Raw genomic sequence first — 25,844 nt, forward strand, 5'->3', positions numbered from 1 at the left:
TTATTCAGCCACCTACGCGCGAATCCTCATAACCTTCTTCACCCGGAAGCGGACCGCCAGGATAGGCGGGCTGCGGACCGGTAGGCTCCAGATCAACCTGCGCAGATTGCGCGTCAACACGGTCCCAAGCCGCAGAATAGCGTGCATCGCTATATTGGCGGTCTTGGACTGGACCCGTCGGCGCATAGGCAGTTTGGCCGCCATACGATATGCCGTCGATTCGGCCATTATTGCCGATCGTGCAAGTGAACGCTGTGCCATTGTAGAGCGTGCCCGCGACATTCCATCCGGCACCGGTGCGGCTCACATTGTCCACGCCCTCTACACGAACATCACGCTGGATTTCACGCAAGCACATGTTGACAGCGTTATCGATGCCCTCGCCAGAACGGCGCGCGATCGGACGATCCTGATAGCGGGTAGTGTCGACACGCTGGCGGCGATCATTCTTGTCGGAAACAGCGCTGGCAATTGCAGCGATGCCGCCAATCACCAGAACACCTGTCAAAACATCGCCCGCATCGATCCCGCGATGGCGGCGATAGCGATAGCCCCGATGATGCTGGACGCTTTCATCAGGTTGCCAAGTGTCGGCAATCGGTACCGCGCCATATGGCGCGCCGATAGCTTGCGGCAGCCCGGCAGCGCTCGCTGGAACGGCGCCCATCGACAGGGCAGCGGTCATGGCGCTGACGGATGAAAGTGCTTTGAAACGGGTCATATCAGGTGCCCCCTAAGGTTGTGACGGGTCAAAACCGCCAGATTGCAAACATAACTAGGCGGTCCAGGCTTGCGTAAGCCTGAACCGCCCGTGGGTGGGAGGAGTGTTAGTATCCACGGTTGGGATCAATGCAGACCGCGAAGGCCTCTGAAGTCAACAAAGGCACCTTGGCCGCGTGATATCGTGCAAGTGAACTTGCCCTGATCCCGATTGTAACCGCGATGGTTGTAATTGTAGCCACGGTCATAGCGGTTGTTGTAACCGCGATTATTGTAGCGGTTGCCATAACCACGCTGTCCTTCGACAACGATACGGCCTTTCACGCGCCAGCCATAGCGGGTCCGGTCAACGTCGCGGATTTGCGTAACGTCAGCGTAGCGGTAGCCACCTCGGCGCGCGTCACGTTCTGCGGCGCGAATGCAGCGTTCTACTGCACGTTCACCATTACCTCGGCGGCCATCATAGCGGTGATCATAGCGCCCATTATAGTGGCGGTCGCGATACCGGTCTTTCTTGCCTGAGGACAGAATGGCGGCGATCCCGCCAAGGATCACGGCGCCGGCAATAACATCGCCTGCGTCGATCTTGTCATGCCCACGGTCACGGGCGAAGGCCGGTGCGGCGGAAGTCATTGCCATCGCACCTGCGGCGACAGTTCCGACTAGGGCTTTGGAAATGCTCTTCATCATAAGTTCCTTCGTGATGCCGCGGCGGGTCTGCCTCGACTTCACAAATGGAATAGGTGATTCGCTTTGAGCCAGTCCTGAATTGGCCTTGCAGCCTTTGTTCAGGAAAATATGTACTTATCTGAACATTTGCTCAAGAGAGAGACTATTTTCCCATCCTCGTCAGATCAAGGCCAGTATGGTAAGCAAGGAACGCGCCGACATCCGCCGCTTCCTCGATCGCCTTGTCGGTTGGCTTGCCCGAACCATGCCCTGCCCGCGTTTCGATACGGATCAATTGCGGCTTACCGCCCAGATCCGCCGCTTGCAGCGCTGCAGCATATTTGAAGCTGTGTCCGGGAACCACGCGGTCATCCGTATCCGCAGTCGTCGTCAAAACGGCCGGATACTCGGTACCATCCTGCACATTGTGGTAGGGTGAATAAGTCAGGAGCAGGTTGAAATCCTTCTCCCGGTCCGGATAGCCGTAATCGTCCACCCAGTACCGACCCGCCGTGAAGCGGTCGAAGCGCAGCATATCCATTACGCCCACGGCAGGATGCGCAGCATCGACCAGATCGGGACGCTGATTAACTACCGCGCCAACCAGCAGGCCGCCATTGGAACGCCCCTCTATTGCAAGGCCATCTTTGGTCGTGATGCCGGTCGCTTTCAGATACTCACCAGCCGCGATGAAATCATCGAACACGTTTTGCTTGTTCTGACGCCGCCCGCCATCGTGCCATGCCTTACCATATTCACCGCCGCCGCGGATATTGGCAAGCACGTAAGCCCCACCTGCATCCAGCCAAGCAATCCGCGATGGGCTGAAGCCCGGCGTGATCGAAATATTGAACCCGCCATAGCCATAGAGCAGCGTCGGCACCGCCTCGCCCGATGCGGCAATGTCTGCGCGCCGAACGAGGAACATCGGTACTTTAGTGCCGTCTTTGGAATTATAGAATTTCTGCTCAACGACGTAGTCGTCGGGATTGAACGCAACCTCAGGCTGCTCCCAAACCTCGCTCGTGCCGCTGTCCAGATCATATTTGTAGATCGTGGTTGGCCGGTTGAAGCTGGAGAAGAAGTAGAACACTTCGGTATCATCCGCATCGCCGTCAAAGCCGCCCGCGCTGCCGATACTCGGCAATGCCACGTCGCGCACTTTTGAACCGTCGAGATTGTATATGGTAACTTCGCTTTTCGCGTCGACCAGATATTCAGCGACCAACTTGCCCCCGGCCATAGACACGCTATCAAGCTTGGCGTCGCGCTCGGGAATGATGACCGTGCGGATATGCGGCGGTTCATTCACATTGACCATTATCACCTGCTGAAGCGGCGCCTGTTCATTGGTGATGAAATAGAATTCGGGACCGACATTGCCGATATAGCCATAGCTATGCTTGAAATCGGGGAACAGCGTCATCGCGCCCCGCTTCTCGCTCTGCAGATCAATCAGCGACACTTCATAGCGGTCATCTGTCCCGCTCGAAGAATAATTAATCAGATAACGGCCATCATCGCTAATCTCGGCAAAATTGTTGAGTTCCGCCCGATCCGGCGTTTCGTACAGCACCACATCCTCGCTTTGAGGAGTACCGAGCTTGTGGAAATAGACTTTCTGATTGGTGTTGAGCGCCTGGAAAGTGTCGCCTTCCGCCGTCACCGGAAACCGGCTGTAGTAGAAACCCGAGCCGTCCTTCGCCCATTCGAGGCCGGAGAATTTGATCCACTCAACCTTGTCTTCGAGCACTTCTCCGGTCGCCACATCGAGCACACGCGCTGTGCGCCAGTCACTGCCCCCATCCTGAATACCATATAGCAGCTTTGATCCGTCTTCTGTTACGCTCCAGCCGGACAGAGCAGTGGCACCATCTTCCGCCCACTCGTTGGGGTCGATCAGAACGCGCGGTTCGCCATTCAATCCATCACGGACATAGAGCACATTCTGATTCTGCAACCCGTCATTGCGGGTGTAGAAATACTTGCCGCCCTTCTCCACCGGAATGCCAAAGCGTTCGTAGTCGTAGAGTTCCTTGATCCGCGCTTCATAGGCTTCACGGCCCGGGAGCTCGGCGAGATAGGCTGCGGTAAACTCGCTCTGTGCTTTTACCCAGGCGGCGACTTCCTCGCTGTTTCGTACATCTTGTTCCAGCCAGCGATATGGGTCCGCGACTTCATTGCCGAAAATCGTCTCAACCACAGTGTCCGCCCGCGTTTCCGGATAGGTGATTTCTGCTCCCTGATGATCGCCTGCAAAAGCAGGCGCCGAAAGGGCAAGAACGGCAGCCGATGCCGTCAATAAAGTGGTCCGCAGGCGCATGAGTCTCTCCGAAGGAATTTCTGTTAGTTTCTGATGTAATCGGTTTGCAGCGGGATGCAAACGGGTCACGCTGTCAGTTCTCAAGCGCGGCCAGCACGTCCTTGGTAAAAGCCGCGATATCGAAGCGGTTCCCTGCCGGATCTTCGCCTCGACGGACGATTACGATATTGCGGCTGGGCACAATTACGACGTGCTGCCCGCGATTGCCCAAGGCCGCGAAAGTATCCGGCGGGACACCGTCGGAATTGTTCAACAACCAGAAGCCTGCACCATATCCGAACGGACGGCCTTCAGGCTGCGGCCCCGAGGGGCTCGAAACATAATCGGTCCAGTTTTCAGGCAGGACGCGCGTTCCGTTCCACATGCCTTTGTTGAGGTATAGCTGGCCGAGATTGGCCAGATCGGGCGCGGTAGCCCAAACCTGGCTCGACAGTACGTAATCACCGCGAATGTCGGACTCTACGACCGTATTGTTCATGTCGATCCGCTCGAGCAATTCTGGTGCCGGATAATACAAAACATAATCGCCGATTGCCTTGATAGCCATCAGCGTATCATTGTTCGAATAGCGAAACTTCGTGCCCGGCTTATGGATGATCGGCCATTGTACGGCTTGCTCATTGACCGACGAACCACCCCAATAGAGCGGATCGGTGCGGTTGCCGGGTGTATCTGTGTAGCGGCCCGAAGCCATCCGCAGCATATGATCGATAGTAATCGCATTGCGCGGGTCGGAAGTGCCGCCCTGCAACCAGTAATTCATATTCACCGGGTCATCGACTGAGAATTCTCGCGACTGGACCGCCATGCCGACAAATGTCGCCGCAATGCTCTTTGCTACCGACCAAGTCCGCTGAGGAGTTTTGCCGTCAAAACCATCGGCGTAACGGTCAGACTGAGACGTAATTTTGCCATTCTCGACCTTACGCACCAGAACCGCTGTCGTGCGTGTGCCTGCACCGTACTTTTCTGCCAATGCGTCGTCGAATACCGGACTTAGAGAGGAGTCCGCCGAGGCTGAACTCTCGGCAGTTGCGTTTTCGCCCGCAGGTACCGGTAGCGGATTATCTGAAGCCCCCCAGTCCTGTGGTGCACCGATGGGCAATATCGAACAGCCGCTCGCTGCAAAATACACGGCAGTGCGCGCTGGCATGTCGTCCGCCCATTCTACGGCAACGTGCCCGATCTGCCCGCTGGGACGGCGGACGATTTCATACGGCATATCTTGAATGATATCGTTGAGCGGTGCCTGAATCCCGGTCAGTTCCCACTGATGGACGCTTTCCGGTGTCCGCGCCGCGGCGTTGCGCTCTGCATTGCCGATGGCGCTGCACAGAAACAACGCTTTGTATCCGGCGGCCAGGGCCCGATCATACCGCGCATCGTGCAATTCCTGAGCGGACTGCGCGAAAACCGCGACGGGAGAGAAAAGAAAGGCGGCTGCAAAGGCGAGTTTTTTCATACCCACAGATGTCGCGCGATCCGGCTACTGAGTCAAAGGGGAAAAGTAGTCCACGTCACTTTGTATCGCACGCTCGTAGAATTCCAGGTTGATACCCAGTTCCGCGAACAAATCCTCGAACTCCGCCAGATCCAATATGCCTGAACATACCCGTGCACCCGGCTCCGGAATATCGCTATCACGGAACCGGCGAATGAGCGCGACAACCGCCAAGACCGGGACGTTTGGCCCGCGGTTCGCATTAGCATGCAACACAGCTTGCTTGTACAGCCTGCGCCCCCTTGCATTACAGCCTTCGACCTGCACGGTCATGGCGCCGCGATCACTACCAAAGGCCAGCAAGCGCTGCGCAATCCAGAGCATGGGTGCGGAGAATGGCCGCAGACTTGGGAGCAGGTTGAAGCGCACCAGTTGTGACAAACCGGCGAGGCCTAAATGCAGAAAGCCAAGTTCCAATCCTGCAAAGAACTCTGCGGATCTGGTTGGATGATAACGGCTCACGAGCAAATCCTGCTCAGGGGTATCGCAGATGCTCGCCCAGCGTTTGCCAACGCCGGGAATATCCTCTTGGTGAGTAAGGCCCCATCCGCGCATTGCCTTCCATCCGCCGTCCCGGAATACGCGAACTGGCTTTCCGACATAGGACAGGATCGCTTCGACCACAGACCGTCCGCGCGGCGCCCGGTTGCCCGGGTAAATGCCGATGCAGATGGCTTCGATCTCGCGCCAGCCCTCTACCATGCGGTCAATTATCGCATGCGAGAGAGCGGGAATGGAACTGGCCCCTGTGATCAGCAGGACGCCCGCTTCTTTCGCTCTCGCATCGAACCGGGAGAACTCCGCCACAAATTCGCGCCCGTCAGCGAGATCGATATAAGCGGCACCAGCTGCCAGAGCCGCATTGATGACATTATTATGCGATGCTTGAAACGGCCCGGCTGCGTCCACCACGATGTCAAACGGCACGAGATCAGCGCGAACCAGCCGGTCGCGATCCAGCACTAAATACTCGGCAGGGTTCTCAAGGCCAGCGACTGCCTGCTTCAGTGCATCCTTGCGGCGGCCCGCAAGAGTGAGCGCCACGCCAGTTTCCCGCACGGCGATTTTGGCGAGGCGGCTACCAAACACACCGCTACCGCCGATGATAAGCACTTTCAGCGGCGCTCCATATCCCGGATCAGGCATCACGAAACTCCGCATGCTGATGGACGAGTTCACCGAATAACGGGTGCGCCAAATCCAGATCGAAAGCGAAACGGCGGTCGCCAAGGTCGCGATGAATTACAGTTGTTTCGCCCGGTCCAAAACAATGCGGGATGCGGATACGCTTGCCGAACAGGCACACAAAATAGTGATCGCTGCGGAACACCAGACCATGCTCGTCCGCTTCAACGGACAAGGCCATGCCGAGCCGGTTGCCCAGATATTCCTCTAGTCCAGTGCTGCCCGCAAACCGTTTCGCACTATGGATCACCTGCGGGAAGCCGCGCTCGCGGCCATAGATACGGGTCCAGCACTGGCCGCCACTTTCCCGATCCTCGCTAACAATGACAACTGCGGGGACATTCGGATCGCGGCAAAGTGGCAGCGGTGCGCCAATCACACGGCAGATTTGGGCAAACAGCCAGCCAAGCCGGGAGTGCCGGGTTTCGATAACGCTGCCTTGGTAATTGGCGAGCGCGCTATCTGCCAGACGCTTGCTGAAACGTGTCTGTACTGCCCTGGGTAATCGGGCCCAGCTCTGTTCCCCAACCAGATAGCGAAAGCGAAAATCGTAAACCGGTGCCTTTTGCGCCGACTTAGCTTTACCGATGTGCTTTTCTCTGACCGCCAACATGACCCTGCTCCTTCGATTGCAGGCCTATTTCTCTTTCGACTTGCTTCCCCAATTGATCAGCCGCGTTATGCCGCTGCCCATTTTAATCAGCGCCATCAGCGCAGGTTTTGGAACATTGAGCATCTCGTCATGCCAACGTGACATGGTGGACACGAAGCCAAGCATACTTTCCAGCTTCTCGCGCGCCTGCAGGCTAACCTGATCATCTCGCTGCGCTTCGGCGAGGCAGGATTTCAAGGCCTGTTCGGCCGGATCGATCTCCCGCTCCTTGCGCCCCTGTGCAATGCGGGTAGCCATTTCCCATATGTCGGCCTCCGCCGCATAATGATCGCGCCGGTCGCCAAAGATGGGCACGCGGTGGATCAGCCGCCAGCCCAGCAATTCGCGCAGGGAATTGGACACATTAGACCGCGCCATAGACAGTTTCGCCGCGATATCTTCGGCAGTCTGCGGATCATCGGAGATAAACAGCAACGCGTGGATCTGAGCGACCGAGCGGTTTACACCCCATTGATTGCCCAAGTCCCCCCAATGGAGGACGAACTTGGCAACCGAAGGCGATAATCGCGACTCGACGTTAATTTCTGTCATGACAGAAATATCAGATACTAATGGCGTAGTGTCAATAGCATGTGGCCTTTCGAGCTTCCCTGTTCACGAACTGGAGTTTCCAGGCCAAAGATATTATACAGCACTGTCCAATATGATCGGGAGAGAGTGTCATGCGCCAAATTTTCCTAGTCACGGCAGCCGCAGCCGCCATTGCAACACAACAGATGCCCGCAGAGCAATTGTCTGAGCAACCAGCTGCACAATCAATCGGAGAAGCGACTTCGGAGCCGTCGGAGAAATTCGAAGATGCTGTGGAGCGGATCGGCAAGCTGTTTGAAGACGGCTTTGATGAACTGTCGGGAGACGACAGAGTAACCCGCGACCTGTTTCTTGAAGCGGCCACCAGTGCCGAGACGGTTCTCGCAGAGCATCCGGATCTAGACGAAGAATCCAAACGCGACATGCATCTGAAAGCCGCAAACGGGTATTATTATGCAGCGGAGAAAGAGCATTGGATGGCGCCGGGCGCAAGCGATGACGGTGCTTTGAGCACAGCTACGATCGATTATTTGTTAAAGGCGCTCGAGCACCAAAAAATCGTATTCGCCGAGGGTCAGAATGATCTGCTCGTCGCCGAATATCTGTTTGGTACGACAATGCTGGTAGAACACGGTATGACAACCGGCGATCCGCGAACCGAAGAGTGGTCGATTGCGAATGTCCATGCCGGACGCTTGCGGATCGATGAGTCCAAGATGTTTGACCGCGATACGCATTATGGCGCGATGAGCGACCTTGCAGTCACATTGATAGATCATGCCAAGATCACCGGTAATGCCGAAGCACGGCAGGAAGCCGATAAGCTGATCGCCGAAATTCCAGCTGACGAGCGTAGTTTCGATCTTCGTGACCGCCTAAGATAGCGACCAGCACTGCGCTAACGAAAAGGGCCGCAGGATCTCTCCTGCGGCCCACTCGGTGACTGGCTGAAGTTCGCGCCCTAAAAAAGGCTTACGCGTCTTCGAAATCTTCGTCTTCGTTCATCGCCGGGCCGCTGTCCTGGCCCTTGGCATCGACATCACGGTCGACCAGTTCGATGATTGCCAGCGGAGCAGCATCGCTGCCACGCAGGCCGGCTTTGATCACGCGGGTATAGCCACCATCACGGTCGGCGTAGCGCTCTGCCAGAACGTCAAACAGCTTCTTAAGCTGTGTTTCGTCCAGCAAGCGGCTTTGCGCCAGGCGGCGGTTAGACAGGCCGCCACGCTTTGCCAGCGTGATCAGCTTCTCGATGTAAGGACGCAGTTCTTTCGCCTTGGGCAGAGTCGTCTTGATCTGCTCGTGCTTGATCAGAGCAGCCGACATATTGCGGAAAAGAGCCTTACGGTGACCCGATTTACGGCTCAGCGTGCGCTGTGAAAGTCCGTGACGCATTGGAATATTCCTTCAGTTCGTAAGGGGCCCGTATGAGGTAGCCCAGTGCTGGCGGCGCTTAAGGTGCGCCGCCGATACCCTATTATTAGCCCAGAAGTTCTTGCTCGAGCTTCTTGGCCATTTCTTCGATGTTTTCAGGCGGCCATCCAGGGATGTCCATGCCGAGACGCAGACCCATGCTCGAAAGCACTTCCTTGATCTCGTTGAGCGACTTGCGGCCAAAGTTAGGCGTACGCAGCATCTCGGCTTCGGTCTTCTGGACCAGATCACCGATATAGATGATGTTGTCGTTCTTGAGGCAGTTTGCCGAACGGACCGAAAGTTCCAGTTCGTCGACCTTCTTGAGCAGGTAACGGTTGAGCTGGTTCGCATCGTCTTCTTGCGGCTGGGCAGCCTGGCCGATCATAGCCGACTGCGGCTGCGGAATGCCGTCTTCGAAGTGGACGAACAGCGTCAGTTGGTCCTGCAGGATGCGTGCAGCGTATGCCACTGCATCTTCGGGAGCGACCGTGCCGTCGGTTTCGACAGTCAGAGACAGCTTGTCAAAATCGAGTTCCTGACCGACACGGGCCTTCTCGACCTTGTAGCTCACCTGACGGACTGGCGAGTACAGCGAGTCCACCGGAATAAGACCGATTGGTGCGTCAGCCGGACGGTTTTGAACCGCCGGGACATAACCGCTGCCAACGTCAGCTGTCAGTTCCATGTTGAAAGTCGCGCCTTCATCAAGGTGACAGATCACGAGATCCTTGTTCATCACTTCGATGTCGCCAGAAACAGCGATATCGCCAGCCTTGATTTCGGCAGGGCCGGTTGCGGAAAGTTGCAGACGCTTGGGGCCCTCGCCTTCCATCTTAAGTGCGATTTGCTTCACGTTCAGAACGATGTCGGTGACATCTTCACGAACGCCAGCGAGCGACGAGAATTCGTGCAGCACGTTCTCGATTTTGATCGATGTAATTGCAGCACCCTGCAGGCTCGACAACAGAACGCGGCGCAGCGCGTTACCGAGTGTCAGACCAAAACCGCGCTCAAGCGGTTCAGCAATGAAAGTGGCCTTGCGAGACTTGTCGCTGCCTTCCTTCATTTCGAGAGTGTTGGGTTTCTTGAGTTCCTGCCAGTTCTTGGTGTTGACGGACATGAAATTCCCCTGGTTCAAATGCGGGCTGGACCGAAGCGTTGAGTGCCTACCTCAACGCGCCCGGTCCGGAAAAACTTGGCGACCTCAACGGACCGCCAGGCAAGTTCAGATCAGACGCGGCGACGCTTGGACGGCCGGACACCATTATGCGGTATCGGTGTAACGTCACGGATCGAAGTGATCGTAAAGCCAACTGCAGCGAGACCGCGCAGTGCACTTTCACGGCCCGAACCCGGGCCTTTCACTTCGACTTCCAGCGTACGGACGCCGTGTTCGGCGGCCTTCTTACCGGCATCATCTGCTGCGACCTGAGCAGCATAAGGTGTCGATTTACGACTGCCTTTGAACCCCATCGTACCGGCGCTGGACCAGCTAATCGCATTGCCCTGCGCATCGGTGATGGTGATCATTGTGTTGTTAAAGCTGGCATTGATGTGTGCAACGCCGCTTGAGATGTTTTTCTTGTCGCGTTTTCTAACCCGACCTGCTTCGCGTGCCATGTTAATGGTGTCCTATTTCTTGAAAGAAGAATGCAAGCTGCTGAAGAGCGCTTACTTCTTCTTGCCGGCGATCGGCTTCGCCTTACCCTTGCGGGTACGGGCGTTGGTGTGCGTACGCTGTCCGCGAACGGGCAAGCCGTTACGGTGACGAAGACCGCGATAAGACCGCAAATCCATCAGACGCTTGATGTTCATCGCAGTGTCACGGCGAAGATCGCCTTCCACCTGATGACCTTCGTCGATCGTTTCGCGAATCTGGACGACTTCCGCGTCAGTCAGATCCTGCACCCGGCGGGCGTGATCGATGCCAAGCTTGTCAGCGATTTGGACAGCCGTTGTGCGGCCAATTCCGTGAATATAGGTCAGCGCAATAATAACGCGCTTATTTGTGGGGAGGTTTACCCCGGCAATACGAGCCACTTAATATTTCTCCATGCTCCACAGGGATTTAGCGCGATTGGCGCCGTGCCCTATCTCATAGCTACAATTTCACCGCCAAATTTCGTGTATTTGCAGAACGCAAAAAATCCGGATGGCACACAAAGGCTGCGGCCTGCCGGATTTACCCGAAACTGACGAATGAAGGGCGCGCTTAGTAGGATTCGCAGCCTGCGTCAACAAGCAACACGCCCTATATACGCATACTTCGCTATCGGACAACCAAATGGGTGCTGCGCGAATGAATACAAGGGATTTAGAGCCCCTTTGACTTCACGTCACGACTGCTCCGCCACCCTTGGCCAAATTGCTAGACCACCCCAAACGCCAGCATCGCATCGGCGACTTTCTTGAACCCGGCGATATTCGCACCTTTTACATAGTCGACATAACCGTTTCCATCGTCGCCATATTCGACGCATTTCTCGTGAATGCCTTCCATAAGATCAGTCAGCATATCGCCGAGTTTTTCCTGATTCCAGCTGATCCGCTCGGAGTTCTGGCTCATTTCCAGGCCAGAAACCGCCACGCCGCCAGCATTGGCAGCCTTGCCCGGACCATAGAGAATTTTCGCATCATGGAAGACGTGCACACCCTCCAGAGTGGTAGGCATATTCGCGCCCTCGGAAACTCCCTGAACGCCGTTTTTGACCAGCGCCTTCGCTTCATCCTCGTTGAGTTCGTTCTGCGTGGCGCACGGTAGCGCCAGATCGCATGTCACATCCCATGGGCGCTTGCCTTCATGGAACGATGCGCCGGTGAAGTGATCAGCATATTCGCTGATCCGCCCGCGTTTTACGGTTTTGAGCTCCTTCACCCAGTCGATTTTTTCCTGATCGATCCCGTCCGGATCGTGGATGAAACCGCCCGAGTCCGACAGTGTCAGAACTTTGCCGCCCAGCTGCGTGATCTTTTCGGCCGCGTGCGTCGCCACATTACCGGATCCGGAGATCACTGCCGTCTTACCCTCGACATCTTGACCTTTATGCTTGAGCATATTCTGGAGGAAATAGACCGCGCCATACCCGGTTGCTTCTGGCCGCATTTTCGAACCACCAAATTCGATGGCTTTGCCCGTCAGCACGCCTTCCCAGCGGCCTGTAATCCGCTTGTACTGGCCAAACATATAGCCAATCTCGCGCCCGCCCACGCCGATATCGCCCGCTGGTACATCGGTGTCGGGGCCAATATGGCGATAGAGTTCGGTCATGAAGGCTTGGCAGAAACGCATGACTTCGCTGTCAGATTTACCGCGCGGGTTGAAGTTGGAGCCGCCCTTGCCCCCACCCATCGGCAAACCGGTGAGCGAGTTCTTGAATGTCTGCTCGAATGCGAGGAATTTTAGAACGCTTTCAGTCACACTCGGGTGGAAACGGATGCCCCCTTTATAGGGGCCAATGGCGTTGTTGTTTTGAACACGCCAACCGCGTTGGACGCGGATGTTGTGATTGTCGTCTTCCCAGCACACGCGGAACGATACGACGCGATCAGGCTCGGCGATCCGGCGTAGGATTTGCGCGGCATGATACTCTTCTTTGTCCGAAATGAAATCATACACATCCTGCGCGACTTCCTGCACAGCCTGTACAAATTCGGTTTGCCCAGGATTGCGCTTCTTCACGCCCTCCATAAAAGTCGAAAGATCTACGTGGTCAGATACAGCCATTGTCGCCCCCTCCAGCGGTGCTCGGGACGAAACAGCCCCGTAAATGTTTTAGCAACCCAGGTGGCAGCGTATTGTAACTGTCCGACAAATCAGGCCGCATTATTATGCTGGCCATACCCTAGCGGAGATCGCGCTGCCGCCAACCCCCAGGACCGAATTGGAGTTTACCGATCCTCGACCAGATCACCGAATGCTTCATCGACACTGATCTTGGGTTCGATCTTAGCGTCAGGGTCTTGTTCTGAGTCCCCTTCTGCTGCTTCAACTGCATCCAAGTCGGCAGCTTGCTCAACCGCATCGGTTGTCACTGGCTCCGCTTTTGGCTCTTTGGTAGCATCAGGATCTTCTACTTCACCCAGCAATTCCGCAAGTCCGCCCAATTGCTGCGACATCACACCATCGACGGCCTTGGCAATGCTCGGCACTTCAAAGCGCATATAGCCGCCGACCGCATACTCAAACGTAATCCGAGTACCGTCACCATCCTTTGCCAAAGTAACAGTCAGGATGGCATTGACAGGCTCACTCTGGAGCGGCCCCAAAGCACCCTCCATCCGCAATGCCTGGTCCGGCATCGCAAGGATAACCGACATGTGTTTGACGCTCCCTGCGAGACCGACAGTTTTGGCAGTGTCGTTTTCCGGAATACGTTCGCAGAAACAACCGCCCGCCTGCGGGGTCAGCATCATGTTTGCAGAGTCACCGGAGAACGTATGCGCGGAATTCCACCATGATCCCGGCTGAGTCAATGCAAGCCATGCTTCGCGCAAGTCCGCCGAAACGACTTTGGTATCGCGCGTTACGAACGCGCTGTCTTCCAGCTCCACGACTTTGGCGTTGGCCGGAATAGCGGCCATTGCCGCCAGGCCCGCCAACGTCATTGAAAATTTGCGCATTGTCACCTCTTTCACATCCCGCTTTTGCAATCCTATCCCACGGACAGGTGCACTTGAAAAGGGAGGAAAAGAAGTTGCCCTAACGCGGGATTAGTCTGCGGCGAGAACGGCATCAAGCGCTGCCGTCACTGCATCAATGCTTGCCATACCGTCGACGCCTGTAACAATCCCGCGCTCGGCATAGATCGGCAGGATTGGCGCTGTCTTGGCGCGATATTCCTGCATCCGGTTGCGAACCGTTTCTTCATTATCGTCGGGACGGCGCTTGAATTCTGTCGAACCGCATTTGTCGCAGGTTCCTTCGACCTCGGGTTTCGCATGGCGATCATGATAACCGGCGCCGCAATTGGCACAGGTATAACGACCGGTAATGCGATCAACCAGAGCGTCTTCATCGACCTCAAGCTCAATCACATGATCGAGCGACCGGCCGTGCTTAGCAAGAATTTCATCAAGAGCTGCGGCCTGCGCGGCAGTACGCGGATAGCCATCGAAAATCGCGCCGACATCGGCGCCCATCGCGGCCAGCTCATCGTCGATCAATGCAGAAACGATTTCGTCTGAGACGAGATCGCCGCGTTCCATCACAGCTTTGGCTTCGAGGCCGACCGCGGTCTGCGCTTTCACGGCAGCGCGGAGCATGTCGCCAGTCGAAAGCTGGCGCATGTTATGTTTCGCTTCAAGATTCGCGGATTGCGTGCCTTTGCCCGCACCCGGAGGTCCCAGAAGAATGATATTCACGCCAGCAACCCCTAACTCTCGAAACCCGTTTCGTTCAATCTGCCAAAGCGTCCGGCGCGCCTAGCGTGGCCGGCCACGGCCCTTCAACTTGGCCTTCTTGATCAGATCACCATACTGGTGCGCCAGCAAATGCGATTGTATCTGACTGATCGTATCCACAGTCACGTTGACCACAATCAGCAAGCTGGTTCCGCCAAGGAACAGCGGCACACCGGTTTGCGCAATCACATATTCGGGCAGCACACAGACCAAAGTCAGATAGAGCGCCCCCACAACGGTGATGCGAGTCAAAACGTAATCGAGATAATCTGCGGTCCGCTTACCGGGCCGAATGCCGGGAATGAAGCCGCCATTCTTCTTCAGATTGTCTGCCGTTTCTTCCGGGTTGAACACAACCGCAGTGTAGAAGAAGCAGAAGAAGATAATGCCCGCCGCATATAGCAGCATGTAGAGCGGCTGACCGTGGTTCAGATATTGCAGCGTCGTCTGAAGCGCACCGCCTGCACCCGAGCTGGTATCGATCGAGTTACCCGCAAACTGCGTGATCGTCAGCGGCAGCAGCAAAAGCGAGCTTGCGAAGATCGGCGGAATAACGCCGGCCGTGTTGAGCTTCAACGGCAAATGCGAACGGTCGGCTTGCATCATACCCTTCGCGCTCGCACGCTTGGGATACTGGATAAGCAGGCGCCGCTGTGCCCGCTCTACGAAGCAGATGAGCAAGATCAGTACTACAACCATCAGCAGGAAGCCAATGATGATGCCGGGAGCGATCGAACCAGTGCGGCTTCCTTCGAACAAGTTCGCTGCAAAGGTCGGGAACTGGGCGACAATACCCGCCATAATGATCAACGAAACGCCGTTGCCAATACCGCGCGAAGTGATTTGCTCACCAAGCCACAGCAGGAACATGGTGCCGCCGACAAGGCTGATCACCGCACCGATGCGGAAAGTCATACCCGGATCGACAACTGCGGCGATACCGCTCTGCGCACCGAATGCTTCCAAGCCGGATGCCAGGAACCAGCCCTGGATTGCGCACAGGAACACCGTGCCGTAACGCGTATATTGGTTGAGCTTCTGGCGGCCGGTCTGGCCTTCTTTCTTCAGCGCAGCGAGTGTCGGGTGCAGCGACGATGCCATCTGCACCACAATCGATGCGGTAATGTACGGCATAACGCCAAGAGCGATGAGGCTCATCCGCTCCAAACTACCGCCCGTAAAAGCGTTGAGCAGATCGACGACGCCGCCCTGCGTACGTTCGGCGAGTACCGCCAATGCCTGCGGGTTAACGCCCGGCAGCGGCACAAAGCTGAGAAAGCGGAAAACGATAAGCGCGCCGATGGTGAACCAGATACGGTTCTTGAGCTCGGTCGCTTTCGAGAAATTGGCGAGGCTTAGATTGCTCGCAATATTATCGGCGCGTGATGCCATGGAAACTTAAATCCTAATCATGCTCCGGCTGCTCAATAATACGCCTCCGCTTGGAGGCCCCCAACACGAGGAACCGGTTTGAGCAGGATACATAGGGAGCAAGGTACCCAATGTCGAACCCCTTGCTCCCCAATCAATGTAATTTAACCGGATTATTTGGCTTTTTTGCCATCTTTGCCAGCGGCTTTTTCAGCAGCTGCACGCTCGAAGGCTTTGCCTTTGGGGGCTTTGTCGCCCTGGCCGCCATCGTGCTTCGGCTTCGGAAGAACTTCTACCGAACCGCCAGCTTTTTCGACCGCAGCAACAGCACCTTTGGATGCGCCGTGGACGATCAACTTCGCTTTGGCTTTGATTTCGCCTTTGCCGAGCAGACGAACACCGTCTTTTCCGCCCTTGGCGAGACCAGCAGCTTTCAGCGCAGCGTGATCGATGTCTTTCTTGGCATCAAGTTTCTTTTCGTCGATGAATTTCTGGATCATGCCGATGTTAACTTCAGCGTAGTCCATACCGAACGGGTTGTTGAAACCACGCTTCGGAATCCGCATGTGAAGCGGCATCTGGCCGCCTTCGAAGCCCTTGATCGAAACGCCCGAACGGCTTTTCTGACCCTTTTGACCGCGCGCAGCCGTCTTACCCTTGCCGGAACCGATACCACGGCCAACACGGGTGCGCACTTTACGGGCGCCGGGATTATCTCTGAGTTCGTTAAGTTTCATTATGTGCACTCGCTTTCGCTTTCAAAGCCCCGTTACAGGGTTCGCGCTAATAGGAAGTGGCCCGGTACGAAGACCGGGCCACCGAATTCAGTCAACTATCGCAACCATGTGCGGCAGTTTGGCAACCGCGCCGCGAACTTCAGGAGTATCCTGACGCTCGACGACCTTATGCATCTTGTTCAGACCAAGACCGATCAGGATCTTGCGCTGCTTCTCGTCACGGCGGATCGGCGAACCGATCTGCTTGAGCTTAATGGTTTTCTTTCCAGCCATTTATCTTACTCCGCTACAGCTGCAGCGTCGGCTTCAGCCTCTGCTTCGCTGGCGCCACCGCGGCCGAGAAGGTCTGCAACCTTCTTACCACGACGCTGAGCAACCGACTTTGGTGAAGTCTGATTAGCCAGCGCATCAAATGTAGCGCGGATCATGTTGTATGGGTTCGACGTACCGTTGGACTTGGTCACAACGTCCGCAACGCCCAGGCTTTCGAAGACAGCGCGCATCGGACCACCAGCGATGATGCCGGTACCCGGAGGTGCTGTGCGTACAACCACCTTACCAGCGCCGAAGCGGCCCTTGGCGTCATGGTGAAGCGTACGGCCTTCTTTCAGCGCGACACGGATCATGTTCTTTTTCGCAGCTGCAGTAGCCTTGGTAATGGCCTCAGGCACTTCGCGTGCCTTACCCTTACCGAAGCCTACGCGCCCTGCACCGTCGCCAACGACGACAAGTGCTGCGAAACCGAAGCGTTTACCGCCCTTAACCGTCTTCGAAACGCGGTTGATGTGGACCAGCTTCTCGGCAATGCCATCATCAGGCTCGTCCCGGCCACCGCGACGATTGTCACGGCCACCGCGGCCACGTCCGCCGCCGCCTTGGTTTCCGCCGCGGTTGTTACCGCCGCGGCCACCGCGACCACGAGGGGCCGGCGAAGCGTCAGCAGGTGCTTGCTCGGTCGGAGCAGGCGGTGCGTCGGCAACGGGCGTTGCAACTTCTTCAGCTTTCGCCTCGGGAGCCGTGTCAGCCTTGGGGGCTTCTTCAGCAGCAGCTTCAGCCTTCGCAGGAGCTTTTTCCTCAGCCTTTGCAGCTTTAGGAGCAGCTTTTGTTTCTTCTGCCTTGGTTTCCTCAACCCCGGAATCTTTTGGGGCGTCGTCAGGTTTCTTATCGTCAGCCATGATCAGAACTCCAGCCCGCCTTCACGGGCGGCATCGGCCAGCGCTTTCACGCGGCCATGGAACAGGAAACCGCCGCGATCGAACACGACAGTGGTTACGCCGGCCTTTTTGGCAGCAGCGGCGATATCTTTGCCAACCGATACGGCAGCATCAACATTCGCACCCGATTTCTTAGCACCGAGCGTCGAAGCGGCTGCAAGCGTGCGGCCTTCTTTGTCGTCGATGATCTGGGCATAGAGATGCCGGCCAGTGCGGTGCACCGACAAACGGGGACGATCGCCAGCGCGGTTGCGCAGAGCCGTGCGGACACGGCGACGGCGGCGTTCAAAGAGAGATAGTTTAGCCATCTTACTTCTTCTTCCCTTCCTTACGGAAGACGTATTCGCCTTGGTACTTGATACCCTTGCCCTTGTAAGGCTCGGGCTTGCGCCATTGGCGGATTTCTGCGGCGAGCTGACCAACGGCCTGCTTGTCCATTCCGCTGATAATCACGGTTGTCTGATCCGGTGTTTTGACTTCGAGACCTTCAGGAATGTCGATATCGACATCGTGGCTGAAGCCGAGTTGCAGGTTCAGGGTCTTGCCCTTCGATGCAGCACGATAACCAACGCCGGAAATTTCGAGCGTCTTGCTGAAACCTTCAGTCACACCTTCGACGAGGTTGGAAACCAATGTCCGGTGCATGCCCCAGAAGGACCGAGCAATCTTGGTGTCGTTCGCAGGGTTAACCTGAATCTCGTCACCTTCAACTTTGTAGCTGATGTGATCCGACAAGCCCATCGAGAGAGTGCCTTTCGGCCCCTTCACGCTCAGCGTGTCGCCCTCGATGCTGGCAGTTACGCCGCCCGGGATCGCTACAGCTTTCTTACCAATGCGGCTCATCAGAAGACCTCCGCAAGCACTTCGCCGCCGACATTTTCATTGCGTGCTTCGTTGTCCGAAAGCACACCGCGAGGTGTCGAGACGATGGTGATGCCCAGACCGTTGCGTACGACCGGAAGTTCTTTCGAACCCGAATAGACGCGGCGGCCAGGCTTGGAAACGCGGGCGACATGCTTAATCGCAGGCTCGCCCTCGAAATATTTCAGTTCAATCCGCAATGCGGGATGCGCACCCGAAGTATCGTCGGAATAGCCACGGATGTAGCCTTCGCGCTGAAGCACTTCGAGAACGTTTGCACGCAGCTTGGACGCAGGCGAAAGAACAGAGTCCTTCTTCGCGCGCTGTCCGTTGCGGATGCGGGTGAGCATATCACCCAATGGATCGGTCATAGCCATCTGTCAGATCCTTACCAGCTGGACTTCGTAACACCGGGAATCATGCCGCGATTGGCAAGGTTCCGCAGCTCGATACGGTTAAGTCCGAACTTCCGGTAATAGCCGCGTGGGCGGCCGGTTGTTGCACAGCGGTTACGGACCCGTGTGGGGTTACCGTTCCGCGGGATTTCAGCCATCTGGAGGCGAGCGATCATACGCTCACTCTCGTCGAGCGACTTGTCGGAGGCAATCGCCTTCAGCTTCGCGTATTTCGCCGCGTACTTCTTGACGAGCTTCTTGCGACGCTCATTCTTGTTGATGGAACTCAGTTTCGCCATGGACTTAAGCTCTCTTTCTCAAATCTTACCTAGGGCCGGGCTCACGCCGCAGCCTTTTCATCAGCCTGCACTTCTGCAGGGAACGGGAAACCGAACAGACGCAGCAATTCGCGTGCTTCTTCATCGGTTTTTGCAGTGGTCGTCACGATGATGTCCATGCCGCGAACAGTCTCGATCTTGTCGTACGAGATTTCGGGAAAGACGATCTGTTCCTTAAGGCCCATCGCGTAATTACCACGGCCATCGAACGATTTGGGGTTCAGGCCGCGAAAGTCACGAATGCGGGGCATTGCAACAGTCACCAGACGGTCAACGAATTCGAACATGCGTTCTTTGCGCAAAGTGACCTTGCAACCAATCGGCATGCCTTCGCGCAGCTTGAACTGGGCGATCGACTTCTTGGCTTTGGTGATAACCGGTTTTTGACCAGCGATCAGCGCCATTTCTTCAGCTGCGGTCGCAACTTTCTTTTTGTCCTGGCTGGCTTCGCCAACACCCATATTGAGTGTGACTTTGGTCAGCTTCGGAACTTCAAGAGCGTTCTTGTAACCGAACTTTTCAGTCATCGCTTTGACGATCACATCGTCATAGCGCTGCTTCATGCGAGGAGTATAATCAGCCATCGATTGTCTCTCCGGATTTCACAGCAATGCGAACCTTCTTGCCGTCCTTCTCTTCGAAACGGACGCGGGTTGGCTTGCCATCCTTGGGATCAGCCACGGCAACTTTCGAAAGGTGCATCGGCGCTTCGAAGCGATCGATACCACCCTGCGGGTTTTCCTGGCTGGGCTTGCGGTGACGGGCAGCGATATTGATACCCTCGACGATGACCTTGCCGTCTTTCGGCATGACCTTCTGGACAGTGCCGGTGCGGCCCTTATCCTTGCCCGAGAGTACGACTACGCTGTCGCCCTTCTTGATCTTAGCTGCTGGCATCAGATTACCTCCGGTGCGAGCGAGATGATCTTCATGAACCCGCGGCCGCGAAGTTCGCGCACAACGGGGCCAAAGATACGCGTGCCGATTGGCTCTTCGCTCTTGTTCACAAGAACAGCTGCGTTGCCGTCAAAACGGATCACACTACCGTCGGGACGGCGAACGTCCTTACGAGTGCGCACGATCACCGCGCGGTGAACGTCACCCTTTTTGACTTTCGCGCGGGGCTGCGCTTCCTTCACGGATACGACGATAACGTCGCCGACGCTCGCAGTACGACGCTTAGACCCGCCCAGCACTTTAATGCACTGGACGCGCTTCGCGCCGCTATTATCCGCGACGTCTAGGTTAGATTGCATCTGAATCATGGATTCAGTTCCTTCTCAATCGGCTTGCCAGAACCAGTCTGACAGTTCCAAAAATACGTCTTACGTCGTGCTGCCGGCAGCAGCTTCGACTTCGATGTCAGCTTCAACAGCGACACCTTTGCTCGCCTTGACCGTCTCGATCACTTTCCAAGTCTTGGTCTTGGAGATCGGCTTGGTCTCTTCAATCCGGACGGTATCGCCCATTTTGAAAGCGTTCTTTTCGTCGTGAGCGTGATACTTCTTCGAACGACGCATGATTTTCCCGTAGAGCGGGTGCTTCACTTTGCGCTCGACCTTCACGGTCACAGTTTTGTCGGTCTTGTCGGAGGTGACGGTCCCGGTCAGAATACGTTTCGGCATCGTGTACCCCTTACGCCTTGGCCGCTGAGGCCGAAGCACTTTGGCGCTCGGTCTGCAGGGTCTTGATCTGGGCGATCTCGCGACGGACTTCTTTGATCCGCGCAGGACGCTCAAGCTGGTTGGTCGCTGCCTGGAAACGCAGATTATACTGCTCGCGCTTCAATTCCGTCAGATCAGCCGAAAGCTGGTCGTCGGTCTTGGTGCGGAGATCTTCGATCTTGCTCATGATCAACCCTCCAGGTGCGAAGTGTCACCCAGACGGGCAACAACTTTGGTTTTAATCGGAAGCTTCATGGCCGCACGCTCGAAAGCGGCTGCTGCCAATGGGCCGGGAACACCGTCCAGTTCGAACAGGATGCGGCCGGGCTTAACCCGTGCTGCCCAATATTCGACCGAGCCTTTACCTTTACCCTGACGGACTTCGGCAGGCTTCTTCGACACTGGAACATCGGGGAATACACGGATCCAGAGACGTCCTTGACGTTTCATGTGACGTGTAATCGCACGACGCGCAGCTTCGATCTGGCGTGCAGTAATACGCTCAGGCTCAAGAGCCTTGAGGCCGTAAGAACCGAAATTCAGGACAGTGCCACCTTTGGCGTCGCCCTTAATCCGGCCTTTGAAAGCCTTGCGGTATTTATGTTTTTTCGGTTGTAGCATTATGCTTTCTCTCGAATCCTATCAGCGAGACGCCATTATCGTGCAGGGCGCACGCCGGAAGTTTGCGCTTCCATCATCAGTCGGTCTTGAGCGGTTGGATCATGGCCGAGGATCTCACCTTTGAAGACCCAAACCTTGATACCGATGATACCGTAGGCAGTGAGCGCTTCGGTTTCGGCGTAGTCGATATTCGCCCGCAGCGTGTGCAGCGGAACGCGGCCTTCGCGGTACTGCTCGACACGGGCGATTTCAGCACCGCCAAGACGGCCACCGCAAACGATCTTGATGCCTTCGGCACCCAGGCGCATTGCAGATTGCATCGCGCGTTTCATCGCACGGCGGAAAGCAATACGGCGCAGCAGCTGGTCGGCAATACCTTGAGCGACAAGCTTCGCATCGACTTCCGGCTTGCGGATTTCGACGATGTTCAGCTTCACTTCGCTCTCGGTCATGCTTGCGAGCTTGGCGCGCAGCTTCTCGATGTCTGCACCCTTCTTGCCGATGATCACACCGGGGCGGGCTGCATAAATCGAAACGCGGCACAGTTTGGCCGGACGCTCGATAACCACCTTCGAAATAGCTGCTTGCGGCAGGCTATCGACGATGAATTTGCGCATCTCGATGTCTTCTTTGAGAAGCTGAGCATAGTCACGCCCTTCGGCGTACCAGCGGCTATCCCAAGTGCGGTTGATCTGCAGGCGCAGGCCGATCGGATTACTCTTCTGACCCATCTTACGCTTCCTCTTCTTCGTGCTCGCGAACGACAATGCGCAGGCGGCTGAATGGCTTCAGGATGCGGGTAGATTTACCGCGACCACGTGTGTGGAAGCGCTTCATCGTAATCGACTTGCCGACGCTGGCTTCTGATACGATCAGAGAGTCGACGTCGAGGTTGTGATTGTTTTCCGCATTTGCAATCGCCGATGCCAGAACCTTGGTCGTGTCCTTGGCCATCTGCTTGCGCGAGAAGGCGAGGATGTTCAGAGCATCTTCAACCTTCTTGCCGCGGATCAGCGCAGCAACGAGGTTGAGCTTCTGAGCCGAACCGCGAATTTGCGTGCCGACAGCCAAAGCCTCGTTATCGCCAACGCGGCGTGGAGTTTTTGCCTTACCCATTAGCGCTTACCCTTCTTGTCGGAAGCGTGGCCAGGGAAGGTACGCGTTGGCGAAAATTCGCCAAGCTTGTGACCAACCATGTCCTCACTAACGGACACCGGAATAAACTTCTGACCATTATAGACGTTGAACGTCAGGCCAACGAATTGCGGCAGGACTGTGGAACGGCGCGACCAAGTTTTGATCGGCTTGTTGTTGCCATTTTCCTGCGCATCTTCTGCCTTTTTCAGCAGGTGGAGGTCTACGAACGGACCTTTCCAGACGGAGCGAGCCATCTCGGTTACCTCTTCTTCTTGGCGTGACGCGAACGGATGATCATTTTATCCGTCTGCTTGTTCTTACGAGTGCGGGCACCCTTAGTCGGCTTACCCCAAGGCGTAACCGGGTGACGACCACCCGAAGTACGGCCTTCACCACCACCATGCGGGTGATCGACAGGGTTCTTTGCGACACCGCGTGTCAGCGGCTTGATGCCCATCCAGCGGCGACGACCGGCCTTACCGAGGTTCTGGTTCTGGTTGTCGGGGTTAGAAACCGCGCCAACCGTACCCATGCAATCGGAACGCAGGTAGCGCTGCTCGCCGGAGTTCAAACGAACCATGACCATGCCGCGATCACGGCCGACCAGCTGAACGTATGTACCGGCTGAGCGAGCAAGCTGACCGCCCTTACCCGGCTTCATTTCCACATTGTGGCAAATGGTGCCGACCGGCATCTGACCCAAAAGCATGGCGTTGCCAGGCTTTGTATCCGTTTTCTCGCCAGCGATGACTGTGTCACCTACGGCAAGACGCTGCGGGCAGATGATGTAGGATTGCTCGCCATCTGTATATTTCAGCAGGGCGATGAAGGCTGTCCGGTTGGGATCATATTCGATCCGCTCGACAGTCGCTTCCATATCCCATTTACGACGTTTGAAGTCGATAAAGCGATACTTCTGCTTGTGCCCACCGCCGATGCCACGCGAAGTGACATGACCTTTGTTGTTCCGGCCACCGGTCTTGCGCTTGCCTTCGGTCAGCGACTTGACGGGCTTGCCTTTATACAGGCCCGACTTGTCGACGAGAATAAGGCCACGCCGAGCGGGGCTTGTTGGTTTATAACTCTTGAGTGCCATCAGTCTTGCCCTCAGATCGTGCCAGTGAAGTCGATGGGTTCAGAACCCTCAACCAACGTCACAATTGCTTTTTTGAAGTCGCTACGCTTGTAGGGACGGCCCTTCCAGCGCTTCACTTTGCCCTTTTGGACAAGCGTGTTCACGCCCTTCACCTTGCAATCATAGATAGCTTCGACAGCTTCTTTGATTTCAGGCTTGGTCGCGCCCTTCGCTACCTTGAAGACAACTGCGTCATTCTCAGACAGCAAAGTCGACTTCTCGGTAATGTGAGGAGAAAGCACAACGTCGTAGTGACGCGCGTCTATTTCTTGCTTCTTAGCCATTGAAGCGCGCCTCCAGCTTTTCGACCGCGTCCGTGGTCAGGATCAGCGTGTCGTGGTTGAGAATGTCATAGACGTTGGCACCCTGCGCCGGCATCACATTGACACCGGGAAGATTGCCAGCTGCCTTACGGAAGCCGTCATCAACGGTTTCACCGTCAATCACGAGAACTTTGCCATTCAGGCCAGCCTTCGAGAAGTTCGCCTGCAGAGCCTGTGTCTTGGCGTCTTTGAGCTTCAGACTATCGACGATCATCAGACCGTCTTTTGCCTTGCTCGACAGAGCCATTTTCAGGCCAAGTGCGCGAATCTTCTTGTTCAGCGACTGGTTGAAATCACGCTTACGTGGGCCGTGCGCCTTACCACCACCGATGAAGATCGGAGCGGAACGAGCACCGTGACGAGCAACGCCGCCACCCTTTTGCTTACCGTGCTTCTTACCTGTGCGGTTCACATCGGAACGCTCTTGCGCCGCACGGGCAGTGCCGCGACGGTTTTCGAGCTGCCATGTGACGACACGGTGCAGGATGTCAGCGCGTGGCTCGACGCCGAAAACGGCTTTGTCGAGGGTCACGTCGCCGGTAGCCTTACCGCCGTCAATTTTCTGGACCTTGACCTTCACGATCAGGACTCCTTGCTGTCAGATTTGGCACTGCCATCCAAAGCCTGATCGGCTTTAGAGGTCTCGTTGTGCGCTTCGGTTACGGCCGTATCGACGCCAGCGTCTTGCTCTTTCAGCAACTCAGCCTGCTGCTCGGCAGAAACGTCTGTGTTAACTTCGTGCTCGGCAGCACTCTCGACCAAACCGGGAGTCGCCTCTTCACTTGCGAATTCATCTTCGTTGCGGCGCATAACGCCGGGGAACGGAAGATTTTCCGGCATTTTCAGCTTCACGGAGTCGCGAACAACAAGCCATGTGTTTTTGTGACCCGGAACAGAACCCTTAACAAACAAAAGACCGCGCTCGGGATCGGTGCGAACGATTTCAAGGTTTTGCTGGGTACGCTGACGGTCGCCCATATGGCCCGCCATTTTCTTACCCTTAAACACCCGGCCCGGATCCTGACGGTTACCCGTCGAACCGTGCGAACGGTGAGAGATCGAAACACCGTGTGTCGCACGAAGACCACCGAAGCCCCAACGCTTCATGGCGCCGGCGAAGCCTTTACCCTGCGTGTGACCGGTGATGTCGACTTTTTGGCCAGCAAGGAAGTGCTCGGCCGAAATGCGCGCACCAACAGGAAGAAGAGCTTCTTCACTGTCGAGACGGAATTCAGCAACCTTACGCTTCAGCGGAACACCGGCTTTCGCGAAATGCTCACGCTGCGGCTTGGCAACGTTCTTTTGCTTGGCTTCACCAGAACCGACCTGAAGGGCAATATACCCGTCTTTTGCGTCGGTGCGGTGAGAAATAACTTGGCAATCATCCAGGGAAAGAACGGTCACGGGAACGTGACGTCCATCCTCCTGAAACAGGCGGGTCATCCCGACTTTTCTTGCGATAACGCCAGTGCGCATCGTCAAAACTCCTAACACAGAGGCACACGGACCATTCCGAGTGCTTGCCAGCCCATTTTGTGATGCATCGCCCCGTCCGGGCTGAGTGCGCACCCAATTGATTGGGATTGCGAGACGGGGAACGCAGACCCGGATATATCCGGCGGTATTCCTA

General features: G+C 56.2%; 36 protein-coding genes. 1 reads left to right on the forward strand and 35 read right to left on the reverse strand.

Annotated features, from left to right (window positions below; genetic code table 11):
* Nucleotides 1-4: 4 nt before the first annotated feature.
* From GRI35_RS13740 to GRI35_RS11260, 7 genes are all read right to left on the reverse strand, one after another.
* Nucleotides 5-721 (reverse strand): hypothetical protein, encoded by a 717-nt coding sequence (locus GRI35_RS13740; RefSeq protein WP_202390552.1) that lies wholly within the window; start codon nt 719-721, stop codon nt 5-7.
* A gap of 125 nt (nt 722-846) precedes the next feature.
* On the reverse strand, nt 847-1,410 hold the full coding sequence (locus GRI35_RS11235) for a hypothetical protein (protein WP_328598438.1): 564 nt from the start codon (nt 1,408-1,410) through the stop codon (nt 847-849).
* Between the two features lie 142 nt (nt 1,411-1,552).
* Nucleotides 1,553-3,712, reverse strand: coding sequence for a prolyl oligopeptidase family serine peptidase (locus GRI35_RS11240; protein ID WP_160614244.1), 2,160 nt, complete (start codon nt 3,710-3,712; stop codon nt 1,553-1,555).
* A 73-nt stretch (nt 3,713-3,785) separates the two neighbouring features.
* Entirely contained in the window at nt 3,786-5,174 is a 1,389-nt protein-coding gene (locus GRI35_RS11245; RefSeq protein ID WP_160614245.1) for a serine hydrolase domain-containing protein, read from the reverse strand.
* Between the two features lie 24 nt (nt 5,175-5,198).
* Nucleotides 5,199-6,359, reverse strand: coding sequence for a saccharopine dehydrogenase family protein (locus GRI35_RS11250; protein ID WP_160614246.1), 1,161 nt, complete (start codon nt 6,357-6,359; stop codon nt 5,199-5,201).
* Entirely contained in the window at nt 6,352-7,011 is a 660-nt protein-coding gene (locus tag GRI35_RS11255) for a DUF4166 domain-containing protein (protein WP_160614247.1), read from the reverse strand. Before GRI35_RS11255 ends, GRI35_RS11250 begins: the two co-directional genes overlap by 8 nt.
* A gap of 24 nt (nt 7,012-7,035) precedes the next feature.
* Entirely contained in the window at nt 7,036-7,602 is a 567-nt protein-coding gene (locus tag GRI35_RS11260) for a GbsR/MarR family transcriptional regulator (protein ID WP_160614248.1), read from the reverse strand.
* 131 nt (nt 7,603-7,733) lie between these two features.
* Here GRI35_RS11260 and GRI35_RS11265 point away from each other — a divergent pair, with 131 nt between their 5' ends.
* A complete protein-coding gene (locus tag GRI35_RS11265) occupies nt 7,734-8,486 on the forward strand; it encodes a hypothetical protein (protein WP_160614249.1) in 753 nt (250 codons plus the stop codon).
* A gap of 88 nt (nt 8,487-8,574) precedes the next feature.
* On the opposite strand, the gene rplQ is transcribed toward GRI35_RS11265, so the two are convergent.
* The 28 genes from rplQ to rplC form a co-directional block, all read right to left on the reverse strand.
* Nucleotides 8,575-8,997, reverse strand: a complete 423-nt coding sequence (rplQ, locus tag GRI35_RS11270; protein WP_160614250.1) for a 50S ribosomal protein L17 — start codon at nt 8,995-8,997, stop codon at nt 8,575-8,577.
* 85 nt (nt 8,998-9,082) lie between these two features.
* On the reverse strand, nt 9,083-10,138 hold the full coding sequence (locus GRI35_RS11275) for a DNA-directed RNA polymerase subunit alpha (RefSeq protein WP_160614251.1): 1,056 nt from the start codon (nt 10,136-10,138) through the stop codon (nt 9,083-9,085).
* Between the two features lie 110 nt (nt 10,139-10,248).
* A complete protein-coding gene (gene rpsK / locus GRI35_RS11280) occupies nt 10,249-10,638 on the reverse strand; it encodes a 30S ribosomal protein S11 (protein ID WP_160614252.1) in 390 nt (129 codons plus the stop codon).
* 51 nt (nt 10,639-10,689) lie between these two features.
* A complete protein-coding gene (gene rpsM / locus GRI35_RS11285) occupies nt 10,690-11,058 on the reverse strand; it encodes a 30S ribosomal protein S13 (RefSeq protein ID WP_160614253.1) in 369 nt (122 codons plus the stop codon).
* 328 nt (nt 11,059-11,386) lie between these two features.
* On the reverse strand, nt 11,387-12,742 hold the full coding sequence (gene gdhA, locus GRI35_RS11290; RefSeq protein ID WP_160614254.1) for an NADP-specific glutamate dehydrogenase: 1,356 nt from the start codon (nt 12,740-12,742) through the stop codon (nt 11,387-11,389).
* 164 nt (nt 12,743-12,906) lie between these two features.
* Nucleotides 12,907-13,638, reverse strand: coding sequence for an SRPBCC family protein (locus GRI35_RS11295; RefSeq protein WP_235900199.1), 732 nt, complete (start codon nt 13,636-13,638; stop codon nt 12,907-12,909).
* Nucleotides 13,639-13,728: 90 nt separating this feature from the next.
* Nucleotides 13,729-14,379: an adenylate kinase gene (locus tag GRI35_RS11300; protein ID WP_160614255.1), complete on the reverse strand. Its 651-nt coding sequence runs from the start codon at nt 14,377-14,379 to the stop codon at nt 13,729-13,731.
* A gap of 60 nt (nt 14,380-14,439) precedes the next feature.
* Nucleotides 14,440-15,810 carry a preprotein translocase subunit SecY gene (gene secY, locus GRI35_RS11305; protein WP_160614256.1) on the reverse strand — a complete coding sequence of 457 codons (1,371 nt, stop codon included), beginning with the start codon at nt 15,808-15,810 and terminating at the stop codon, nt 14,440-14,442.
* Nucleotides 15,811-15,962: 152 nt separating this feature from the next.
* Nucleotides 15,963-16,526 carry a 50S ribosomal protein L15 gene (gene rplO, locus GRI35_RS11310; protein ID WP_160614257.1) on the reverse strand — a complete coding sequence of 188 codons (564 nt, stop codon included), beginning with the start codon at nt 16,524-16,526 and terminating at the stop codon, nt 15,963-15,965.
* A gap of 87 nt (nt 16,527-16,613) precedes the next feature.
* Nucleotides 16,614-16,799, reverse strand: a complete 186-nt coding sequence (rpmD, locus tag GRI35_RS11315; RefSeq protein ID WP_160614258.1) for a 50S ribosomal protein L30 — start codon at nt 16,797-16,799, stop codon at nt 16,614-16,616.
* 5 nt (nt 16,800-16,804) lie between these two features.
* Nucleotides 16,805-17,701, reverse strand: coding sequence for a 30S ribosomal protein S5 (rpsE, locus tag GRI35_RS13845; RefSeq protein ID WP_235900200.1), 897 nt, complete (start codon nt 17,699-17,701; stop codon nt 16,805-16,807).
* A gap of 2 nt (nt 17,702-17,703) precedes the next feature.
* Nucleotides 17,704-18,048 carry a 50S ribosomal protein L18 gene (gene rplR, locus GRI35_RS11325; protein WP_160614259.1) on the reverse strand — a complete coding sequence of 115 codons (345 nt, stop codon included), beginning with the start codon at nt 18,046-18,048 and terminating at the stop codon, nt 17,704-17,706.
* 1 nt (nt 18,049) lies between these two features.
* Nucleotides 18,050-18,583, reverse strand: coding sequence for a 50S ribosomal protein L6 (gene rplF / locus GRI35_RS11330; protein ID WP_160614260.1), 534 nt, complete (start codon nt 18,581-18,583; stop codon nt 18,050-18,052).
* Complete coding sequence (gene rpsH, locus GRI35_RS11335) at nt 18,583-18,978, reverse strand: 30S ribosomal protein S8 (protein ID WP_160614261.1); 396 nt, start codon at nt 18,976-18,978, stop codon at nt 18,583-18,585. The genes rplF and rpsH overlap by 1 nt, the downstream gene beginning before the upstream one ends.
* 11 nt (nt 18,979-18,989) lie before the next feature.
* Nucleotides 18,990-19,295, reverse strand: a complete 306-nt coding sequence (gene rpsN, locus GRI35_RS11340) for a 30S ribosomal protein S14 (RefSeq protein WP_160614262.1) — start codon at nt 19,293-19,295, stop codon at nt 18,990-18,992.
* Between the two features lie 41 nt (nt 19,296-19,336).
* Nucleotides 19,337-19,918, reverse strand: coding sequence for a 50S ribosomal protein L5 (gene rplE / locus GRI35_RS11345; protein WP_160614263.1), 582 nt, complete (start codon nt 19,916-19,918; stop codon nt 19,337-19,339).
* Nucleotides 19,911-20,231, reverse strand: a complete 321-nt coding sequence (gene rplX / locus GRI35_RS11350; protein WP_160614264.1) for a 50S ribosomal protein L24 — start codon at nt 20,229-20,231, stop codon at nt 19,911-19,913. The genes rplE and rplX overlap by 8 nt, the downstream gene beginning before the upstream one ends.
* The gene (gene rplN, locus GRI35_RS11355; RefSeq protein WP_160614265.1) at nt 20,231-20,599 is read right to left on the reverse strand and encodes a 50S ribosomal protein L14; all 369 of its coding nucleotides are present in this window, start codon (nt 20,597-20,599) and stop codon (nt 20,231-20,233) included. The genes rplX and rplN overlap by 1 nt, the downstream gene beginning before the upstream one ends.
* Before the next feature lie 60 nt (nt 20,600-20,659).
* Nucleotides 20,660-20,959, reverse strand: coding sequence for a 30S ribosomal protein S17 (gene rpsQ, locus GRI35_RS11360; RefSeq protein WP_160614266.1), 300 nt, complete (start codon nt 20,957-20,959; stop codon nt 20,660-20,662).
* A gap of 10 nt (nt 20,960-20,969) precedes the next feature.
* A complete protein-coding gene (rpmC, locus tag GRI35_RS11365; RefSeq protein WP_160614267.1) occupies nt 20,970-21,185 on the reverse strand; it encodes a 50S ribosomal protein L29 in 216 nt (71 codons plus the stop codon).
* A gap of 2 nt (nt 21,186-21,187) precedes the next feature.
* A complete protein-coding gene (gene rplP, locus GRI35_RS11370) occupies nt 21,188-21,619 on the reverse strand; it encodes a 50S ribosomal protein L16 (protein ID WP_160614268.1) in 432 nt (143 codons plus the stop codon).
* A gap of 35 nt (nt 21,620-21,654) precedes the next feature.
* On the reverse strand, nt 21,655-22,350 hold the full coding sequence (gene rpsC, locus GRI35_RS11375) for a 30S ribosomal protein S3 (RefSeq protein WP_160614269.1): 696 nt from the start codon (nt 22,348-22,350) through the stop codon (nt 21,655-21,657).
* Nucleotide 22,351: 1 nt separating this feature from the next.
* Entirely contained in the window at nt 22,352-22,735 is a 384-nt protein-coding gene (gene rplV, locus GRI35_RS11380; RefSeq protein WP_160614270.1) for a 50S ribosomal protein L22, read from the reverse strand.
* Entirely contained in the window at nt 22,735-23,010 is a 276-nt protein-coding gene (gene rpsS / locus GRI35_RS11385) for a 30S ribosomal protein S19 (RefSeq protein WP_160614271.1), read from the reverse strand. Before rpsS ends, rplV begins: the two co-directional genes overlap by 1 nt.
* A gap of 5 nt (nt 23,011-23,015) precedes the next feature.
* On the reverse strand, nt 23,016-23,852 hold the full coding sequence (gene rplB / locus GRI35_RS11390) for a 50S ribosomal protein L2 (RefSeq protein WP_160614272.1): 837 nt from the start codon (nt 23,850-23,852) through the stop codon (nt 23,016-23,018).
* Between the two features lie 11 nt (nt 23,853-23,863).
* Nucleotides 23,864-24,175: a 50S ribosomal protein L23 gene (locus GRI35_RS11395; protein WP_160614273.1), complete on the reverse strand. Its 312-nt coding sequence runs from the start codon at nt 24,173-24,175 to the stop codon at nt 23,864-23,866.
* Complete coding sequence (gene rplD, locus GRI35_RS11400; protein WP_160614274.1) at nt 24,168-24,794, reverse strand: 50S ribosomal protein L4; 627 nt, start codon at nt 24,792-24,794, stop codon at nt 24,168-24,170. The genes GRI35_RS11395 and rplD overlap by 8 nt, the downstream gene beginning before the upstream one ends.
* Before the next feature lie 2 nt (nt 24,795-24,796).
* Nucleotides 24,797-25,690 (reverse strand): 50S ribosomal protein L3, encoded by an 894-nt coding sequence (gene rplC / locus GRI35_RS11405; protein ID WP_160614275.1) that lies wholly within the window; start codon nt 25,688-25,690, stop codon nt 24,797-24,799.
* Nucleotides 25,691-25,844: the final 154 nt, after the last annotated feature.

This window comes from Pontixanthobacter aestiaquae (assembly GCF_009827455.1).
GTDB classification, from domain to species: Bacteria; Pseudomonadota; Alphaproteobacteria; order Sphingomonadales; family Sphingomonadaceae; genus Pontixanthobacter; species Pontixanthobacter aestiaquae.

Excerpts from the sequence above, each read along its gene's own strand:
- GRI35_RS13740 (WP_202390552.1), bottom strand. The coding sequence starts at position 721 with ATGACCCGTTTCAAAGCACTTTCATCCGTCAGCGCCATGACCGCTGCC.
- GRI35_RS11235 (WP_328598438.1), bottom strand. The coding sequence starts at position 1,410 with ATGATGAAGAGCATTTCCAAAGCCCTAGTCGGAACTGTCGCCGCAGGT.
- GRI35_RS11240 (WP_160614244.1), bottom strand. The coding sequence starts at position 3,712 with ATGCGCCTGCGGACCACTTTATTGACGGCATCGGCTGCCGTTCTTGCC.
- GRI35_RS11245 (WP_160614245.1), bottom strand. The coding sequence starts at position 5,174 with ATGAAAAAACTCGCCTTTGCAGCCGCCTTTCTTTTCTCTCCCGTCGCG.
- GRI35_RS11250 (WP_160614246.1), bottom strand. The coding sequence starts at position 6,359 with ATGCCTGATCCGGGATATGGAGCGCCGCTGAAAGTGCTTATCATCGGC.
- GRI35_RS11255 (WP_160614247.1), bottom strand. The coding sequence starts at position 7,011 with ATGTTGGCGGTCAGAGAAAAGCACATCGGTAAAGCTAAGTCGGCGCAA.
- GRI35_RS11260 (WP_160614248.1), bottom strand. The coding sequence starts at position 7,602 with ATGACAGAAATTAACGTCGAGTCGCGATTATCGCCTTCGGTTGCCAAG.
- GRI35_RS11265 (WP_160614249.1), top strand. The coding sequence starts at position 7,734 with ATGCGCCAAATTTTCCTAGTCACGGCAGCCGCAGCCGCCATTGCAACA.
- rplQ (WP_160614250.1), bottom strand. The coding sequence starts at position 8,997 with ATGCGTCACGGACTTTCACAGCGCACGCTGAGCCGTAAATCGGGTCAC.
- GRI35_RS11275 (WP_160614251.1), bottom strand. The coding sequence starts at position 10,138 with ATGTCCGTCAACACCAAGAACTGGCAGGAACTCAAGAAACCCAACACT.
- rpsK (WP_160614252.1), bottom strand. The coding sequence starts at position 10,638 with ATGGCACGCGAAGCAGGTCGGGTTAGAAAACGCGACAAGAAAAACATC.
- gdhA (WP_160614254.1), bottom strand. The coding sequence starts at position 12,742 with ATGGCTGTATCTGACCACGTAGATCTTTCGACTTTTATGGAGGGCGTG.
- GRI35_RS11295 (WP_235900199.1), bottom strand. The coding sequence starts at position 13,638 with ATGCGCAAATTTTCAATGACGTTGGCGGGCCTGGCGGCAATGGCCGCT.
- secY (WP_160614256.1), bottom strand. The coding sequence starts at position 15,810 with ATGGCATCACGCGCCGATAATATTGCGAGCAATCTAAGCCTCGCCAAT.
- rplO (WP_160614257.1), bottom strand. The coding sequence starts at position 16,526 with ATGAAACTTAACGAACTCAGAGATAATCCCGGCGCCCGTAAAGTGCGC.
- rpmD (WP_160614258.1), bottom strand. The coding sequence starts at position 16,799 with ATGGCTGGAAAGAAAACCATTAAGCTCAAGCAGATCGGTTCGCCGATC.
- rpsE (WP_235900200.1), bottom strand. The coding sequence starts at position 17,701 with ATGGCTGACGATAAGAAACCTGACGACGCCCCAAAAGATTCCGGGGTT.
- rplR (WP_160614259.1), bottom strand. The coding sequence starts at position 18,048 with ATGGCTAAACTATCTCTCTTTGAACGCCGCCGTCGCCGTGTCCGCACG.
- rplF (WP_160614260.1), bottom strand. The coding sequence starts at position 18,583 with ATGAGCCGCATTGGTAAGAAAGCTGTAGCGATCCCGGGCGGCGTAACT.
- rpsH (WP_160614261.1), bottom strand. The coding sequence starts at position 18,978 with ATGGCTATGACCGATCCATTGGGTGATATGCTCACCCGCATCCGCAAC.
- rpsN (WP_160614262.1), bottom strand. The coding sequence starts at position 19,295 with ATGGCGAAACTGAGTTCCATCAACAAGAATGAGCGTCGCAAGAAGCTC.
- rplE (WP_160614263.1), bottom strand. The coding sequence starts at position 19,918 with ATGGCTGATTATACTCCTCGCATGAAGCAGCGCTATGACGATGTGATC.
- rplX (WP_160614264.1), bottom strand. The coding sequence starts at position 20,231 with ATGCCAGCAGCTAAGATCAAGAAGGGCGACAGCGTAGTCGTACTCTCG.
- rplN (WP_160614265.1), bottom strand. The coding sequence starts at position 20,599 with ATGATTCAGATGCAATCTAACCTAGACGTCGCGGATAATAGCGGCGCG.
- rpsQ (WP_160614266.1), bottom strand. The coding sequence starts at position 20,959 with ATGCCGAAACGTATTCTGACCGGGACCGTCACCTCCGACAAGACCGAC.
- rpmC (WP_160614267.1), bottom strand. The coding sequence starts at position 21,185 with ATGAGCAAGATCGAAGATCTCCGCACCAAGACCGACGACCAGCTTTCG.
- rplP (WP_160614268.1), bottom strand. The coding sequence starts at position 21,619 with ATGCTACAACCGAAAAAACATAAATACCGCAAGGCTTTCAAAGGCCGG.
- rpsC (WP_160614269.1), bottom strand. The coding sequence starts at position 22,350 with ATGGGTCAGAAGAGTAATCCGATCGGCCTGCGCCTGCAGATCAACCGC.
- rplV (WP_160614270.1), bottom strand. The coding sequence starts at position 22,735 with ATGGGTAAGGCAAAAACTCCACGCCGCGTTGGCGATAACGAGGCTTTG.
- rpsS (WP_160614271.1), bottom strand. The coding sequence starts at position 23,010 with ATGGCTCGCTCCGTCTGGAAAGGTCCGTTCGTAGACCTCCACCTGCTG.
- rplB (WP_160614272.1), bottom strand. The coding sequence starts at position 23,852 with ATGGCACTCAAGAGTTATAAACCAACAAGCCCCGCTCGGCGTGGCCTT.
- GRI35_RS11395 (WP_160614273.1), bottom strand. The coding sequence starts at position 24,175 with ATGGCTAAGAAGCAAGAAATAGACGCGCGTCACTACGACGTTGTGCTT.
- rplC (WP_160614275.1), bottom strand. The coding sequence starts at position 25,690 with ATGCGCACTGGCGTTATCGCAAGAAAAGTCGGGATGACCCGCCTGTTT.